At 68.6% G+C, this 15,205-nt stretch carries 17 protein-coding genes and 1 pseudogene; 4 read left to right on the top strand and 14 right to left on the bottom strand.

Features of this window, described 5'->3' with window-relative positions; translation table 11 throughout:
* The first annotated feature begins 71 nt into the window (after positions 1-71).
* The gene (locus EV645_RS22130; protein ID WP_130445874.1) at positions 72-1,061 is read left to right on the top strand and encodes a helix-turn-helix domain-containing protein; all 990 of its coding nucleotides are present in this window, start codon (positions 72-74) and stop codon (positions 1,059-1,061) included.
* A 92-nt stretch (positions 1,062-1,153) separates the two neighbouring features.
* Here the strand turns inward: EV645_RS22130 and EV645_RS22125 are convergent, their stop codons facing one another.
* Positions 1,154-2,251, bottom strand: coding sequence for an aspartate-semialdehyde dehydrogenase (locus EV645_RS22125; protein WP_338419151.1), 1,098 nt, complete (start codon positions 2,249-2,251; stop codon positions 1,154-1,156).
* A 5-nt stretch (positions 2,252-2,256) separates the two neighbouring features.
* Positions 2,257-3,525 (bottom strand): aspartate kinase, encoded by a 1,269-nt coding sequence (locus EV645_RS22120; protein WP_130445873.1) that lies wholly within the window; start codon positions 3,523-3,525, stop codon positions 2,257-2,259.
* Positions 3,526-3,756: 231 nt separating this feature from the next.
* Between EV645_RS22120 and EV645_RS22115 the strand changes: the two genes are divergently transcribed.
* Together EV645_RS22115 and EV645_RS22110 are read left to right on the top strand one after the other, a co-directional pair.
* A complete protein-coding gene (locus EV645_RS22115) occupies positions 3,757-4,080 on the top strand; it encodes an ArsR/SmtB family transcription factor (RefSeq protein WP_130445872.1) in 324 nt (107 codons plus the stop codon).
* Positions 4,037-4,708 carry a dihydrofolate reductase family protein gene (locus tag EV645_RS22110; RefSeq protein ID WP_130445871.1) on the top strand — a complete coding sequence of 224 codons (672 nt, stop codon included), beginning with the start codon at positions 4,037-4,039 and terminating at the stop codon, positions 4,706-4,708. The genes EV645_RS22115 and EV645_RS22110 overlap by 44 nt, the downstream gene beginning before the upstream one ends.
* On the opposite strand, the gene EV645_RS22105 is transcribed toward EV645_RS22110, so the two are convergent.
* A complete protein-coding gene (locus EV645_RS22105; protein ID WP_242000562.1) occupies positions 4,591-5,802 on the bottom strand; it encodes an MFS transporter in 1,212 nt (403 codons plus the stop codon). The two genes, EV645_RS22110 and EV645_RS22105, sit on opposite strands and share 118 nt — an antisense overlap.
* A gap of 88 nt (positions 5,803-5,890) precedes the next feature.
* Between EV645_RS22105 and dinB the strand changes: the two genes are divergently transcribed.
* Positions 5,891-7,084 (top strand): DNA polymerase IV, encoded by a 1,194-nt coding sequence (gene dinB / locus EV645_RS22100; RefSeq protein ID WP_338419150.1) that lies wholly within the window; start codon positions 5,891-5,893, stop codon positions 7,082-7,084.
* Here the strand turns inward: dinB and EV645_RS22095 are convergent.
* The 11 genes and pseudogenes from EV645_RS22095 to EV645_RS22065 form a co-directional block, all read right to left on the bottom strand.
* Positions 7,023-7,556 carry a GNAT family N-acetyltransferase gene (locus tag EV645_RS22095; RefSeq protein ID WP_130445868.1) on the bottom strand — a complete coding sequence of 178 codons (534 nt, stop codon included), beginning with the start codon at positions 7,554-7,556 and terminating at the stop codon, positions 7,023-7,025. The genes dinB and EV645_RS22095 overlap by 62 nt on opposite strands.
* Entirely contained in the window at positions 7,556-9,022 is a 1,467-nt protein-coding gene (locus EV645_RS22090) for a serine/threonine-protein kinase (RefSeq protein WP_130445867.1), read from the bottom strand. Before EV645_RS22090 ends, EV645_RS22095 begins: the two co-directional genes overlap by 1 nt.
* Positions 9,023-9,043: 21 nt before the next feature.
* Positions 9,044-9,694 carry a hypothetical protein gene (locus tag EV645_RS22085; RefSeq protein WP_130445866.1) on the bottom strand — a complete coding sequence of 217 codons (651 nt, stop codon included), beginning with the start codon at positions 9,692-9,694 and terminating at the stop codon, positions 9,044-9,046.
* Positions 9,695-9,700: 6 nt separating this feature from the next.
* Positions 9,701-10,345 (bottom strand): DUF5063 domain-containing protein, encoded by a 645-nt coding sequence (locus EV645_RS22080; RefSeq protein ID WP_130445865.1) that lies wholly within the window; start codon positions 10,343-10,345, stop codon positions 9,701-9,703.
* Positions 10,338-10,937, bottom strand: a complete 600-nt coding sequence (recR, locus tag EV645_RS22075) for a recombination mediator RecR (RefSeq protein WP_130445864.1) — start codon at positions 10,935-10,937, stop codon at positions 10,338-10,340. Before recR ends, EV645_RS22080 begins: the two co-directional genes overlap by 8 nt.
* Before the next feature lies 1 nt (position 10,938).
* Positions 10,939-11,496 (bottom strand): YbaB/EbfC family nucleoid-associated protein, encoded by a 558-nt coding sequence (locus EV645_RS42830; protein ID WP_242000561.1) that lies wholly within the window; start codon positions 11,494-11,496, stop codon positions 10,939-10,941.
* 260 nt (positions 11,497-11,756) lie between these two features.
* Entirely contained in the window at positions 11,757-11,993 is a 237-nt protein-coding gene (locus tag EV645_RS42330; protein ID WP_206751453.1) for a hypothetical protein, read from the bottom strand.
* A gap of 257 nt (positions 11,994-12,250) precedes the next feature.
* Positions 12,251-12,391 (bottom strand): hypothetical protein, encoded by a 141-nt coding sequence (locus EV645_RS42325; protein ID WP_198681858.1) that lies wholly within the window; start codon positions 12,389-12,391, stop codon positions 12,251-12,253.
* Positions 12,392-12,442: 51 nt separating this feature from the next.
* Entirely contained in the window at positions 12,443-12,673 is a 231-nt protein-coding gene (locus tag EV645_RS42320; RefSeq protein WP_206751452.1) for a hypothetical protein, read from the bottom strand.
* 732 nt (positions 12,674-13,405) lie between these two features.
* Positions 13,406-13,747, bottom strand: coding sequence for a hypothetical protein (locus EV645_RS43405; RefSeq protein ID WP_242000653.1), 342 nt, complete (start codon positions 13,745-13,747; stop codon positions 13,406-13,408).
* Positions 13,635-15,134: pseudogene (locus tag EV645_RS22065) on the bottom strand (DNA polymerase III subunit gamma and tau); the annotation flags it as partial. The pseudogene EV645_RS22065 and the gene EV645_RS43405, both read right to left, overlap by 113 nt.
* Between the last annotated feature and the right edge of the window lie 71 nt (positions 15,135-15,205).

The raw sequence follows: 15,205 nt of genomic DNA, 5'->3' as shown, positions 1-15,205 counted from the left end.
CGCTGGACCGCCCCATCTACGCTTGAGGGACGGTAGCGGACGGTGACAGCACTGGGAAGGGAGGGAGCAACGTGAGCACAACCGACACGGAGCGTGCCGGCCATTTGAAGGTGCTCGGGCTCAACGACGACGAGATCGAGGTCTACCAGCACCTGCTGCGGACCGGACCGTCGTCGATCACCGAACTGGACGACGCGGTCCCGGACCGGGAGCACCCGATCGACTCCATTCTGAGCGGCCTCGTGCAGGCCGGCCTGGCCCGGCGGTCGGGCTCGGACCACTCCCGCTACCTGCCGGTGCCCCCGGACGCCGGTCTGGAGGCCCTGACGCTGCGCCGCGAGTCGGAGCTGAAGCAGGCCCGCATCGACGTCCTGAACGCGTACGACGAGTTCCGCCGGACCGTGCACAACGAGTCCACCACGCACCTGATCGAGGTGGTCACCGGCAGCGCGATCGTCGAGCGGATCCACCAGATCAAGGGCGGTGCGCAGCGCGAGATCCTGGCCATCGACTCCCCGCCGTACTACATCGGCGGTCCCAACCAGGAGGAGATCGACCACCTGAAGCGTGGCGTCGCCTACCGGGTCGTGTACTCGCCGGAGTCCGTCGAGGTGCCCGGGTACCTGACCGAGAACATCCTCCCGTGCGTGGAGGCGGGCGAGCAGGCCCGCGTGCTACCCGACGTACCGGCGAAGCTGACCATCATCGACGGGTCGATCGCCTACGTCTCGATGTCGGTGCGCGACACCGAGGTGAACCGCTCGCTGCTGATCATCCGGCCGAGCAGCCTGCTGACCGCACTGATCGGGATGTTCGAGCTGTGCTGGCGCAACGCATTGCCGCTGCACGCGTCGGTCGGCACCGAGGACGACCGCCTGGAGCCGATCGAGCGCCGCCTGCTCGCACTCCTGGCAACCGGCGCCGCGGACGACACCATCGCACGCACGCTCGGCATCAGCCGCCGCACGTTCTTCCGCTACCTGGAACGCCTGATGAACCGCACCGGCGCCAGCACCCGCTTCCAACTGGCGCTCCACGCCGCCCGCGAAAACTGGCTCTAGAGCAAGACAAAGCGCCCTCAACCAACCCCCGCCGACATGGCCGGCGCGAAAATAACCCCGCCCCCGAGCGAAGCGAGGGGGCGGGGGGCTTTTCAGGCTGTTGCGGTGGTGAACTCTTTGGCCACGACCTCGGCGATCTGGGCCGTGTTCAGCGCCGCACCCTTGCGGAGGTTGTCGCCGCAGACGAACAGCTCCAGCGCGTTCGGGTCGTCGAGGGACTTGCGGATGCGGCCGACCCAGGTCGGGTCGGTGCCGACGACATCGGCCGGCGTCGGGAACTCGCCCTCGGCCGGGTTGTCGAAGAGCAGCACGCCGGGAGCGTCCCGCAGTACCTCCCGGGCGCCGTCGGCGTCGACCTCCTGGACGAACCGCGCGTGCACCGACAACGAGTGCGTGGTGACGACCGGGACCCGCACGCAGGTCGCGGACACCTTCAGGTCCGGCAGGCCGAGGATCTTGCGCGACTCGTTGCGGACCTTCAGCTCCTCCGACGACCAGCCGTCGTCCTTGAGCGAGCCGGCCCACGGCACGACGTTCAGCGCGAGCGGCGCGGCGAACGGACCGAGGTCGTTACCGACCACCCGCCGTACGTCACCCGGCGTACTGCCGAGCTCGCGGTTTCCGGCCACCTTCGCCAGCTGGTCGTACAGCGCGTCGATCCCGGACTGCCCGGCACCCGACGCGGCCTGGTACGACGCGACGACGAGCTGCTCGAGCTCGTAGCGGTGGTGCAGCGCGCCCATCGCCACGATCATCGACAGCGTCGTGCAGTTCGGGTTGGAGATGATGCCCTTCGGCCGGTTCCGGGCCGCCTCGGCGTTCACCTCCGGGACCACCAGCGGGACGTCCGGGTCCATCCGGAACGCGCCCGAGTTGTCCACCACGACGGCGCCCTTGGCCGCCGCGATCGGCGCCCAATGCGCCGACACCTCGTCCGGTACGTCGAACATCGCCACGTCGATCCCGTCGAAGGCGTCCTCGCTGATCGCGACGACCTCGACCTCCTCGCCGCGGACCTTCAACCGTTTACCCGCGGAGCGCTCGGACGCGATCAGCCGGATCTCTCCCCAGACGTTCTCGCGGGTCGAGAGCAGGGTCAGCATCACCGACCCGACGGCCCCGGTCGCACCGACCACCGCCAGCGATGGCAGGCCCGCCCGGTCCTCGATCGTGTTCTCCACAGCGCTCACAGGGGTCACCGTCCAGTTCCTCCGTACACGACAGCCTGGGTGTGCTCGTCGTCCAGATCGAATGCGGTGTGCGCCGCGGTCACGGCAGCATCCACCAGGTTCTCGTCCACGACCACCGAGATCCGGATCTCCGAGGTGGAGATCATCTCGATGTTCACGCCCGCGTTGGCGAGTGCGGAGAAGAACTTCGCCGAAACGCCCGGGTGCGAGCGCATTCCGACACCGACGACCGAGACCTTGCCGATCTGGTCGTCGTACAGCAACTGCTCGTAGCCCACTTCGTCCTTGATCCGGGCGAGTGCGGACATCGCCCGGGAGCCGTCGACGCGGGGCAGCGTGAACGAGATGTCGGTGCGGTTGGTGGCAATCGCCGAGACGTTCTGCACGATCATGTCGATGTTGGTCTCGGCGCCGGCGACCGTCTCGAAGATCCGGGCCGCCTCACCGGGCTTGTCCGGTACGCCGACGACCGTGATCTTGGCCTCGTTGCGGTCCTGGACCACGCCGGAGATTATCGCCTGTTCCATCTCATCCAGTTCCTTAGCATCGACGACCCAGGTGCCTTCCTTCTGCGAGAAGGAGGAACGCACGTGGACGGGGACGTTGTAGCGCCGCGCGTACTCGACGCAGCGCAGGTGGAGCACCTTGGCGCCGCAGGCGGCCATCTCGAGCATCTCCTCGTAGGAGATCTTCGGGATGTGCTTGGCGGCCGGCACGATCCGCGGGTCCGCGGTGAAGATGCCGTCCACGTCGGTGTAGATCTCGCAGTAGTCCGCCTCGAGCGCGGCGGCCAGCGCCACCGCGGTCGTGTCGGAGGCGCCGCGGCCCATCGTGGTGATGTCCTTGGTGTCCTGGGCGACGCCCTGGAAACCGGCCACGATCGCGATGTGGCCCTCACCGAGGGCGCCCTCGATCCGGCCCGGCGTGATGTCGATGATGCGCGCGTTGCCGTGCGCGGACGTCGTGATCACACCGGCCTGCGAGCCGGTGAAGCTGCGTGCTTCGTAGCCCAGGTTGGCGATCGCCATCGCCAGCAGCGCGGCGGAGATCCGCTCACCCGAGGTGAGCAGCATGTCCAGCTCGCGCGGCGGGGGCAGCGGAGAGACCTGCTGGGCCAGGTCCATCAGTTCGTCGGTGGTGTCGCCCATGGCGGAGATCACCACTACGACGTCGTTCCCGGCCTTCTTTGTCGCGACGATCCGTTGGGCCACGCGCTTGATGCAATCGGCGTCGGCGACCGAAGAACCGCCGTACTTGTGTACGACGCGTCCCACAGTGTTTCTCCTCAAACCACTGGTTGCGGTACGCCGTGCGGCGTTGCACCAGGCGTAGTCTCGTCGGTCATTCTAGCCGTGACCTGACCGTTGCCTACCGGCCGACCAGCACCCGGGCGACCCGTCCGGCAGATCACCGTCAGTACGGGAAGGTTCCCCGGGACCGGCCGTCGCCAACCGCAAACCGTCCGGTGACTTGTTCATATAAGTCATCGCTGAAATACTTGTCCGGTGCACGCGTTCGACATTCTCGGCGATCCGGTCCGGCGCCGGATCCTTGAGCTGCTCGCCGACGGCGAGCTGCCGGCCGGCAGTATCGCCGGCACGATCGGCGCGGAGTTCGGCATCAGCCAGCCGGCCGTCTCCCAGCATCTTCGGGTTCTGCGCGACAACGGCTTCGCGACCGTGACCGTCGACGGCACCCGGCGGCTGTACGCCGTCGACCCCGGCCCGCTGCGCGAGATCGACACCTGGCTGGACCGGTACCGCAAGTTCTGGATCAACCGGCTCGATGCCCTCGAGACCGAGCTGCACCGCGGCCGCCGGAAGGACTGACAACCTTCGGGCCGGAGTTTGCATCTGGCTTCATATGCGGAACATCGTCGCGAGGCTGTGCATGTCCGAAGATGGCATCGTCGAACGGCCGGAGCAGTGGCTCACGGAGCCTCGGCAGGCCCTCGGGGAGCTGGTCGCCGGAGCCGGCACCGTGCTGCTCGGCCGCAAGACGTTCGAGCGGTACGCCGGAACGCTGGCCGGACTCGAGCACACCCGGAACCTCGTGATCGGGTCCCGTCCCGTGGTCGCCCGCCCCGGCACCGAGATGCTGCAGGGCGACACCCGCCGCGTACTCGCCGCCCTGAAGTCTGTGCCCGGCGACGACCTGCACGTGATCGGCAGTCTGTCGCTGGTCCGCTCGTTGCTGCGGTGGCGACTGATCGACGAGGTCTCGCTGCTCATCCACCCGATCGCCGCGGGCCGGGGCATGCTGCTGGATCGCCGCCCGCTGCGGCTGATCTCGATGTGCGCACGCGACGGCGGCGTACTCGAAGCGAACTATCGGGTGCGCTACGCCGCGACCGCCGTACCCTCCACTGCACTTGTCTCGGCCGGCCGATGGGGCGGCACGCGCAGCAGGGACAGGGTCGCCAGTACGGCGAGGCCGGCCGTCAGGACCCATGCGTAGCGAACGCCGAACGCCTCGACTACCGCGCCTGCCATAGCGGAGCCGATCGCTGACCCGACCATGCCGCCGCTCTGGGTCCAGCCGAAGATCTCGGTGTGCGCGGCCGTCGGCGTGAGCGCGCCGACGCGCTCGTAGAGGGCCGCGACCGTCGGAGCGATCATGCAGCCCGTCGCGAACATCGCCACCGCCAGTGCGAGGACGGACGACGTGGCGAGGATGCAGACCGCGACCAGCGCGGAGAACACCAGCATCCGCCGCCACACTGCCGACGTACGGCCGCCGGGGAGCGCACCGTTGATCACACCGCCGGTCACACTCCCCACCGCGGCCACAGTCTCGAGAATGCCTGCAATCAAACGGTTGCCGTGCTCATCGGCGACGGCGACCATGCCGAGCGACATCGACGCGAAGCCCATCACCAGACAGGCCCAGGCGATCAGGATCGGCGTGCGGTGCGAATGGAAGATCAGCTGCCACGCAGTGGGACGCGGTCCGGCGGTCTCGTCATGCGGTACATCGGTCCGCTGGTTCATCCCGAACCACCAGATAGCCGCCGCGGCCGTCACCGCACACGCCAGCAGCCCGGCGCGCGGACTGGCGAAGCTGACCATCAGTGCGCCGAGCATCGGGCCGATGACGAACAGGAGCTCCTGCGCGGTCGCATCCAGCGAGTAGACCGCCCGCAGGCGGGAGCCGTGCACAATCCGCGGCCAGTTGGCGCGGAGTGCCGAGGTGACCGGCGAGACGAACACACCGGCCAGCACAGCGGCGATCGGAAGCAGCCGGTACCAGCTGTAGGGCATCAGAGCGAGCACTGCCATCCACAGCCCCCACGCCATCCCAGTGCCGATGACGACCTTCCGTGCGCCCTTGCGGTCCGCCATGCGTGACCAGACCACGCTGGCGACCGCAGTACCGACTGAGTAGGCGCCTGCGACCACACCGGCCCAGCCGAAGTTGCCGGAGGCGTCCTTGGCCAGGAAGGCCAACGGGACCATCGTCGCCAGCACCGGCATCCGCGCGACCAGCGCCGAGGCCAAGAGCGCCACCACGCCGTGGGTCTTCCAGAGATCGCGGTACGCCGACAGGTCCATAAGCTGCATTCTTTCCTGACATCGTCGGCCACCGCGTCGGGAATTCTCCCTATCTCATTTTGTCGGTGGTATATGCGAACATGTGTTCGTGTCCTTGGGTGGTGCGAACATCCTGCATGCCGACCTCGACGCGTTCTACGCCTCGGTCGAGCAGCGGGACGACGCGCGCTTACGCGGCCGCCCGGTGATCGTCGGCGCGGGCGTGGTGCTGGCGTGCAGCTACGAGGCCAAGGCGTACGGCGTGCGTACGGCGATGAACGGCGGACAGGCGCTGCGCCGCTGTCCCGGCGCGATCATCGTCGAGCCGCGCATGTCGGCGTACTCCGAGGCCAGCAAGGCCGTGTTCAAGGTCTTCGAGGACACGACGCCGTTGGTCGAAGGGCTGTCGATCGACGAGGCGTTCCTGGACGTGGGCGGGCTGCGGAAGATCCGCGGGACTCCGGTGGAGATCGCGCGACGACTGCGGGCCGAGGTGCTGTCGCGCGTAGGGCTGCCGATCACGGTCGGGGTGGCGCGCACGAAGTTCCTGGCGAAGGTGGCGAGCGGGGTCGCGAAGCCCGACGGGCTGCTCGAGGTCGCGCCGGACCGGGAGCTGGAGTTCCTGCATCCGTTGGATGTTTCGCGGCTGTGGGGCGTCGGCGAGGTGACGGCGGAGAAGTTGCGCAACCGCGGGCTGACCAAGGTCGGTGATGTTGCGATCCTGCCCGAGGCCGCGCTGGTCGCGATGCTCGGGCGGGCATCTGGGCGGCATCTGCACGCTTTGGCGCACAACCGGGATCCGCGGCCGATCGAGGTCGGGCGACGGCGACGGTCGATCGGTTCCCAGCGGGCGCTGGGTCGGTCACCGAAGTCGCCGGCGACGCTCGATGCGGTGCTCGCGGGTCTGGTGGACCGAGTCACCCGCCGGATGCGTAACGCGGAGCGCTCGGGCCGGACGGTCACGCTGCGGCTGCGCTTCGACGACTTCACCCGGGCGACCCGCTCACATACGTTGCCTCAGGCAACGGATCAGACGCGGGCGATTCTGCTCACGGCCCGGGCGTTGCTCCGGGCCGCGCATCCGCTGATCGCCGCGCAGGGCATCACAATGATCGGCATCTCCGTCGGCAACCTCGAAAACGAGGCGGCCCTGCAGCTGGCGCTGCCCTTCGACAAGGCGGCGAACAACGAGCTCGACTCGGCCCTCGACCAGGTCAAAGACAAGTTCGGCACCGACGCGATCACCCGCGGCATCCTCCTCGGCAAACGCCAAGGCCTGGAGATGCCGATGCTCCCCGACTAGTCGAGTCGAAGCTCCAGAACCAGTTCGTCATGGAGGGAATGTCGTACGCGCCGGTGGGCGGGATCGTGGGTTTGAGCTTGCGGGACTCGTCGACTGCTCCAGGTCTGACCTCGACGATGCGCATGCCGCGGCGCTGGTAGAAGCGGAGGGCGTCGAGGTTGTCGTTGGTCGTGATCAACCAGAGCCGGCGAGCACCAGCTCCCCTTGCTGCTTCGGCCGCGGCTTCCAGCAGGGCTGACCCTACGCCGCGATGCTGCGCCGGAGCGTCGATCGTGACGACCTCGAGCTCCTGACCCTGCAGGTTGTACGTGAGCAGGCCGACGATGCGGTCGCCCTCTTCGGCCACGATCGCCGGCAGCGTGGTGGCGTCGTACGCCACGCCGTGAGCGACCGCTATGTGACTTCCCCAGGACGCGATAAGCAGCTCGCTGATTCTCGGGCCGTCGGCGGTGGTGGCTGGTCGAATGTTCATCAGTACGAATTGTCGTGGATCCGGCCCGCGTACCAGTTGAGAGCAGCGCGGAGCTCGTTGACCTGTGTCTGACGGCGGCCGTGGGTAGCGCCGTGCGCGATCGGGTAGATCCGCAGCCCGCCATGGTGACGACGATGCGAGACCGGCAACTGGTTCTGGTACTGCGGTTCGAGCCAAGCAATCAACCACGGACGCTTGCTGTCACCGCCGACATGAAGCCGCGTCACGCCGTACCAGGGGATCGTCGCTTCGCGGTAGGCCCGGTTGATCGTCAATCCCTGCGGAGACAGACGAAGCACGACCTTCGGCCTGAGCACGAGGATCCAGTGCCGGATCGCGAAGTACAGAAAGGTCAACGAGACCAGACCGAGGACCGTCGAGATGATCGGATGCAAGACCTGCATTTCCGGATCGCGCGACGCAAACGCAAGACAGAGAACCGTGGTAACCACCGCAAACACCACCGCCCGCACCCGACTCGTCGCAAAACTCGCCCCAACCACACCACCCTGGGCGGGCGGGCCGCTCGGTGTCGGGGCTTGGGCAAACGCTCCGGGCGGCGCGGGAAGGGGCGTGGGTACCGGTGGCAAATCCTGCCCTGCCGTTGGCGGCAGGACCCTGGTGGCGGATGGCAGGACGATCGTGGGCGGATTGAGAAGGGCTGTCGGGACGGGCTGTCCGAGGAGTTGCAGGATTTCCAGCGGTGTCGGGCGCTGGGCGGGGTCGCGAGCGAGGCATCGGCGTACGACGTCGTGCAGCGCACCCGGGAGCGGTGGGATCTGTGGATGCTCGTTGACGATCCGATGCAGCATCGACGCCGGGTTTCCGGTCGCGAACGGACCACGCCCCGACGCCGCGAACACCAGCACAGCACCGAGCGCGAACAGATCGCTCGCCGACCCGATCCCGGTCCCGGTGATCTGCTCCGGCGACAGGTAACCCGGCGTACCGATCACCATCCCGGTCGCCGTCAGGCTCGCCTCCTCCAACGCCCGCGCGATACCGAAGTCGATCACGCGCGGTCCGTTGTCGGTCAGCACGATGTTCGACGGCTTCAGATCGCGATGCACGACACCGCTCGCATGGATCGCCATCAACGCCTCGGCCAACCCACTCGCTAGCGACTGCACTCCCGCCGGCGACAACGGTCCGGACGTCTCGATCGCCTTCTGCAGCGTGGGTCCCGGCAAGTACTCCGTCGCGAGCCACGGGCGATCCGCATCCGGATCCGCGTCGACAACCGCCGCGGTGAACGCGCCGCTCACCTTCCGTGCAGCGTCGATCTCGCGCGCGAATCGCGCCCGGAAGCCCGAGTCACCGGCGAGCTCGTCGCGCACCACCTTCACCGCGACCAACCGCCCGCCCGGCGATCGAGCGAGGTAGACCGCACCCATCGCCCCACGGCCGAGCCGGCCCTGGATCGCGAACGATCCGACCACGGCCGGATCGTGTGGATGCGTTGTCATCGGGCGACACGCTAACGCGCTTCAGGACCGCGGGTAACCGATCTCGGCGATCCCTTCGGAGAGATCGCTCAATCGTCGCTGCCTGTTCAGCGACGTGACGACGTACTCGCTCAGCGGCATCAGCGCGTACACGTGCCGGATCGCGTCGAGGTCGAGCGCGACCTCGTAGTACTCCTCGGCGAACGTCAGGTACGCCTCAGGCCGCCCATCGGCAACAAGCTCGAACAGCCAGCCGGCGCCGTCGCGGTCCACGTTCTCCACCGGGCCGGAACTCCAGGCCGGGTCCTCCGTCGTACGCCAGAAACACACGGTCGCGCGCGGCACACCGTCATCGCTGAACGCCTTGTCGTCCCGCGCACCGTGGAACACCTCCGGTACGCCGTCGAGCAGCCCGGGCCAGAGCTTGTGGCCGTTCGCGTACGGCGACATCGGCGACTCGTGGTCGAACCCGTACGCGAACGCGCCGTCCGGCGAGAACACGATCGAGTACTCGCCACCCGACCCGTCCCGCATCAACGCGGCCTCTTCTGTCTCGGACCACCGCGCGTCGAAGTCGTAATACCTGGTGCTCGCATCCTCGTTGAGCACCAGGTCAAGCACCGCCAACGCCCGACTGACCCGCCGAACCGCACCGATGTCCGGCAACCGCCGGATCACCTCATGAACAGACACCCTCGGTCAGCGGCGCTGGACGGCCTCTTCGGCGACCTCGACGAGCTCGCGATCGGTCGCCTCGGTCTCGGGGTCGTGCGCCGGCTCGAGCCGGTCGTGCGCGATCAGCGACTGGATGGCCCGCAGTACGGCGCTCGCAGCAGCGCCCCAGGTGGAGACGTACGAGAACTGCCACCACCAGAGCGCCTCGACAACCCGGCCGTCCTCGTAGTGCGCGAGGCCGTGCACGAGGTCGGTCGCGATCGCGGTGAGGTCGTCGGAGAGCCGATTCACGGTGATCTCCGGCGGAGCGGCGTACGGGTCGAAGACCTCGGCGTACTCGTCCAGGCCCTCGAACAGCACCGCGAGCCGGTCGCGCATCGTGTCGAGGTCCGGGTCCGGGCCGGCGTCGCTCTCGAAGCGCTCCTCCGGGACGAAGTCCTCGAACGCACCGAGCCGGCCACCGGCGAGCAGCAGCTGGCTCACCTCGAGCAGCAGGTACGGCAGCGAGGCGAGGCCTTCGTCGATGCCGTCCTCGTCCGGCTGCGCGGCGATGTCGCGCACCGAGATCAGGAAGCTCCGGACCTGGTCAGCGATCTGTTCGGCGAACTCGGTGAGGTCCTCGGAGTCCGTGGCCAATGCGCGCTCTGCAATATCGGTTGGTTCAGTCATCGATTGATCGTCGCCCTTCAAACGCCCGTCCGAGTGTGACCTCGTCGGCGTACTCGAGGTCACCGCCTACTGGAAGTCCACTAGCCAAACGGGTGACGCGCAACCCCATGGGCCGCAGCAGGCGGCTCAAGTAGGTGGCCGTCGCCTCACCCTCCAGGTTCGGATCGGTGGCCAGGATGATCTCCATCACTTCACCGCTGGCCAGCCGTTGCATCAGTTCCTTGATCCGCAGCTCGTCCGGTCCGATCCCCTCGATCGGCGAGATCGCCCCGCCGAGCACGTGGTACCGGCCGCGGAACTCGCGGGTGCGCTCGATCGCGACCACGTCCTTGGCCTCTTCGACCACGCAGATCAGGCTCAGGTCCCGGCGCGGGTCACGGCAGATCCGGCACTGCGCTTCCTCCGCGACATTGCCGCAGATCTCGCAGAACTTGACCTTCTCCTTGACCTGGATCAGCACGTGCGCAAGCCGCCGTACGTCGGTCTCGTCGGCCGCGAGCAGGTGGAACGCGATCCGCTGCGCGGACTTCGGCCCCACTCCGGGCAACCGCCCCAGCTCGTCGATGAGATCCTGAACGGCACCCTCGTACACGTCAGACCGGGTTCTGACCGGACGCGCCGGCCTCGCTTCCCGGGTTCACGAACCCGACGCCGCCACGAGTCTCGTCCTGCGCCTGGCTCCGGCTCTCGTCCGTGCCGCTCTCAGAGTCATCGCTTGACCCTGACTCGACTGCCGGGGGCGCACTGGGCAGGCCGAAACCTGCCGGCGCCGACTGCCCGGTCGGAGCGCCACCGCCGAAGCCGGGGATCCCGCCTTCGCCACCGAACGCGCCGCCCAGGCCACCGGCCAGCGGACCCATCGCGGCGGCAGCAGCCTGCTTCGCGTTCTCGGAGGCGTCGCGCACCGCGGCGACGACCAGGTCGGCCAGCGTCTCGGTGTCGTCCGGGTCGACGGCCTCCTTCTTGATGTCCAGGCTGAGCAGCTCGCCCGTGCCCGACACCAGAGCAGTCACCAGACCACCACCGGCCGACCCCTCGATCTCCTGACCTTCGAGGTCTGCCTGCGCTTCCATCAGCTGGTTCTGCATCGCCTGCGCCTGCGCGAGCAGGTTGGACATGTCGAAGCCCCCAGCACCGCCACCGTCGAACACTGCGATCTCCTCGTCCGAACCGCTCTCCCGAGCCCCGAGCTTGCCTACCCGGCCCCCGAAACGCGTCCGACGACCGGAGACTCAACACTAGCCGGTCGGTCGGACAACCCAGCGAACACCCAGAAACCGACCAGTCTCCCCAAAGTTATCCACAGCCTTGTGGACATCTTTTCCCACAGGGTTGTGGATCATGTGGACACCCACCGCGCCGCTATCACCACAGCTGTGGACGAGCCTGTGGGAGTGACTTTCAGCTGAACTCAGTTGGGCTCTTCGGTGATCATCTGGGCGCCAAGGGTCTCCCTCAGCAGATCGGTATGCGTCCGCGGATCGTCATCCAGCACCACGTCGTCCTCGCCGATCGAGGCAGCTTCCTCCTCCGGCGTCAACGGCACCTCAGGCACAACCGGCGCCCGCGCCGCAGCCCGAGCCTGCTCAGCCGCTACAGCAGCCTCCGCCGCCCGCCGCTTACTGGCCGCCTGCTCCCGCCGATCCACCGGAGCCTGCTGAACAGCACCAGGAGCTTCCCAAGGATCCGGCTCCGGAGGCATGTCGTACTCCGAATCCGGCGGCTCCCGCAGCGCAACACTCCCCGCGTCGGCCCACGCCCCACTCTGCCCACCGGTCCCCGACCCACCGGCACCGGTCCGCGCCCCACCTGCGCCACCACCGCCCGGCTGCCCTGCCCCTCCAACTCCAGGCCCTCCGGCTCCGCCGGAGCCGGCTCGGCCAGCCCCACCCGGCACGGCCGTTCCTACTCCACCCGCAGAGCCATCAGGACCGTCAGCGCTTGGACCACCGCCGAACCCACCGGCGCCATCCACGGCCCCAGCCCCCGACTGCCCGTGCCCATCAGCTCCGAACCCGCCAACTCCCCCAGCCCCGTCAGCACCACCAGCCGTCCCGGCCCCGTCAGCGCGGCCCACAGCGCCCAGCCCATGGCCGCCTACGCCGCCAGCAGCATCCCCACCAGCGCCACTCGCACCCGAGCCATCAGCGTCCGCCAGCCCTGGGCCACCTCCACCCGGACCCGCGGCACCCGAGCCAGCCATGCCGGAGCTACCTCCGCCCGGACCTGCACCCGGACCAGCCATGCCTCCACCCGGCCCGAAGCCACCTGTCCCCGAGCCTCCAGCACCACCGTCACCCGGCGCGCCTCCACCGGCCGGCGCACCACCGGACGCACCCTGAGCACCACCACCCGGTCCGCCCTGGCCGGCTCCACTGAATCCGCCCTGCGCACCACCGCCGGTCCCACCTGGCGCACCGTGCCCGCCGCCAGGGCGACCACCGGAACCCCCAGCACCACCTGCGCCACCAGAACCACCGGCGCCCGGATCACTGGACGGGTCGACGACGGCTTCCACGCGGCGGTCGATGCCGATCGTGTCGTTCATCGCCTGCCGAAGAATCTCGTCACTGCCGGACCGCGCAAAACTCTCCCGAGCCCCCGCGTTCACCAGCCCGAGCGTCAACGTCTGATCGTCGATCGCGATCACCTGCGCGTTCTGGCTGAGCATGATCCAAGCAAACCGCCGCTTGCTCTTCACAGCCTCCAAAACCTCAGGCCACAACCGCCGAATATCTGCCAACCCAACCGGCCCCCCGGACGCCCCACCAGCCGCCCCGCCGGACGCGGCCGCCGCGGCGCCCCTCCCCGCGGATCCTGCACCACCAGCAGCTACCTCACTCGGAGCCGCAGCGCTAGTCGAAGCCTCGGGACCGTCACCCCAAGCACCTGTGCGCCCACCGCCACCAGCCGAACCCACACCACCAGCCGACGGGCTGGCAGCTGCATTCGGAGCGCCAGCCGACTCCGCGCTCGCCGGAACAGACCCTGCACCTGGACCCCCCGCACCGACTCCACCACCTACAGCCGCAGCTCCACCGGCTCCGTCACCCGCACCAGCTACTCCTGCTCCACTGGCCGCGCCAACTGCACCCGCCCCACCAGACGAGTCCACCGCACCAGATCCACCGGCAGCGCCCGCACCACCAGCTGCACCGGCAGCGCCTGCACCACCAGCGCCACCAGCTGCACCGGCGCCACCGGCGACTCCCGCTCCACCGGGCGCGCCAACCGCGCCCGCCTCACCAGACGTGTCCACCGCCCCAGGTCCACCGGCCGCGCCTGCACCACCAGTGCCAGCACCTGCACCGGCTCCAGCAGCTCCAGCAGCTCCAGCAGCTCCAGCAGCTCCAGCAGCTCCAGCAGCTGATGCTCCGGCAGGGCCGGCGTCCCCGGCGCCACCAGCGGTGGTGGCTCGGGATCCGCCAGCGGTTGCAGCGGCTCGTGCTGCCGCCCGGCTTGCTACTGCGTCTGCTCCGGACGCGCCCGATGCCGCGTAGTCCGCCCCACCACCAGGAGCGCCAACGCCCGGCGTACCTCTACCGGACGCGGGCAGCTGGCCCGTAGGCGCAGTACCTGCGGCACCTGAGTGCGCGGCTTCCGGCGTACCGGCTGGGGCGCCTATGGCCAGGCGGCGTTCCATGCGGTCCAGGCGGGCCTGGATGCCGTTGGTTGAGTCGTCGGCGCCAGGGAGCAGGACCTTGGCGCAGATCAGTTCGAGCTGGAGGCGAGGCGCAGTCGCGCCGCGCATCTCCAGCAGGCCAGCGGCGACGATGTCCGCCGCGCGCGTCAGCTCAGCCGGCCCAATCCCAGCGGCCTGGGTCTGCAGGCGCTCGCCCTGGTCCTCGGCCGCCTCGATCAGACCGGACGCGACAGCATTCGGTACGGCGGACAGCACGACCAGATCGCGCAACCGTCGCAGCAGGTCCTCGGCGAACCGTTTCGGGTCCTGACCGGTCTCGATGACCTTCTCGATCGTCTCGAACACCGCCGCGCTGTCATGCGCCGCAAACCCGTCCACACACGCATCGAGCAGCGAGTCCGGAGTGAACCCAAGGAGCGCAACCGCCAGCTCGTACGTCACCCCACCCGGCCCGGCCCCACCGATCAACTGATCCAGCACGCTCAGCGAGTCACGCACCGAACCCGCACCAGCGCGCACCACCAGAGGCAGCGCGGCCGGCTCGATCGCCACGCCCTCGGACACACACAGCGTGGCCATGTAGTCGGCCAGCACCTTCGGCGGCACCAGGCGGAACGGATAGTGGTGCGTACGCGACCTGATCGTCCCGATGACCTTGTCGGGCTCGGTGGTGGCGAAGATGAACTTGAGGTGCGGCGGCGGCTCTTCGACCAGCTTCAGCAGGGCGTTGAAGCCCTGCGTGGTCACCATGTGCGCCTCGTCGATGATGTAGATCTTGTAGCGGCTCTCGACCGGCGCGAAGAACGCGCGCTCACGCAGATCGCGGGCGTCGTCCACACCACCGTGCGACGCCGCGTCGATCTCGATCACGTCGATGCTGCCGGGACCGCCGCGCGCCAGGTCGGTGCACGACTTGCACACCCCGCACGGCTCCGCGATCGGGCCCTTCTCGCAGTTGATCGCGCGGGCGAGGATCCGCGCACTGGTGGTCTTTCCGCACCCGCGCGGTCCGGAGAAGAGGTAGGCGTGATTGACCCGGTTGTTGCTCAACGCGTTTCGCAACGGCGCCGTGACATGATCCTGCCCGATCACCTCCGCGAAGGTCTCCGGGCGATACCGGCGATACAAGGCAAGGGGCGCTTCCACCCGGCAACCCTAGCGCTGCCGTCGGACATTTCCTCGCCCGCGCACCCCGCTGCCCGACTGGTCGCGTCCAA

This window comes from Kribbella rubisoli (genome assembly GCF_004217145.1).
Lineage (GTDB): Bacteria > Actinomycetota > Actinomycetes > Propionibacteriales > Kribbellaceae > Kribbella > Kribbella rubisoli.
Note: the sequence above shows the minus strand (reverse complement) of the source record. Positions and strands in the feature narration are given on the sequence as shown.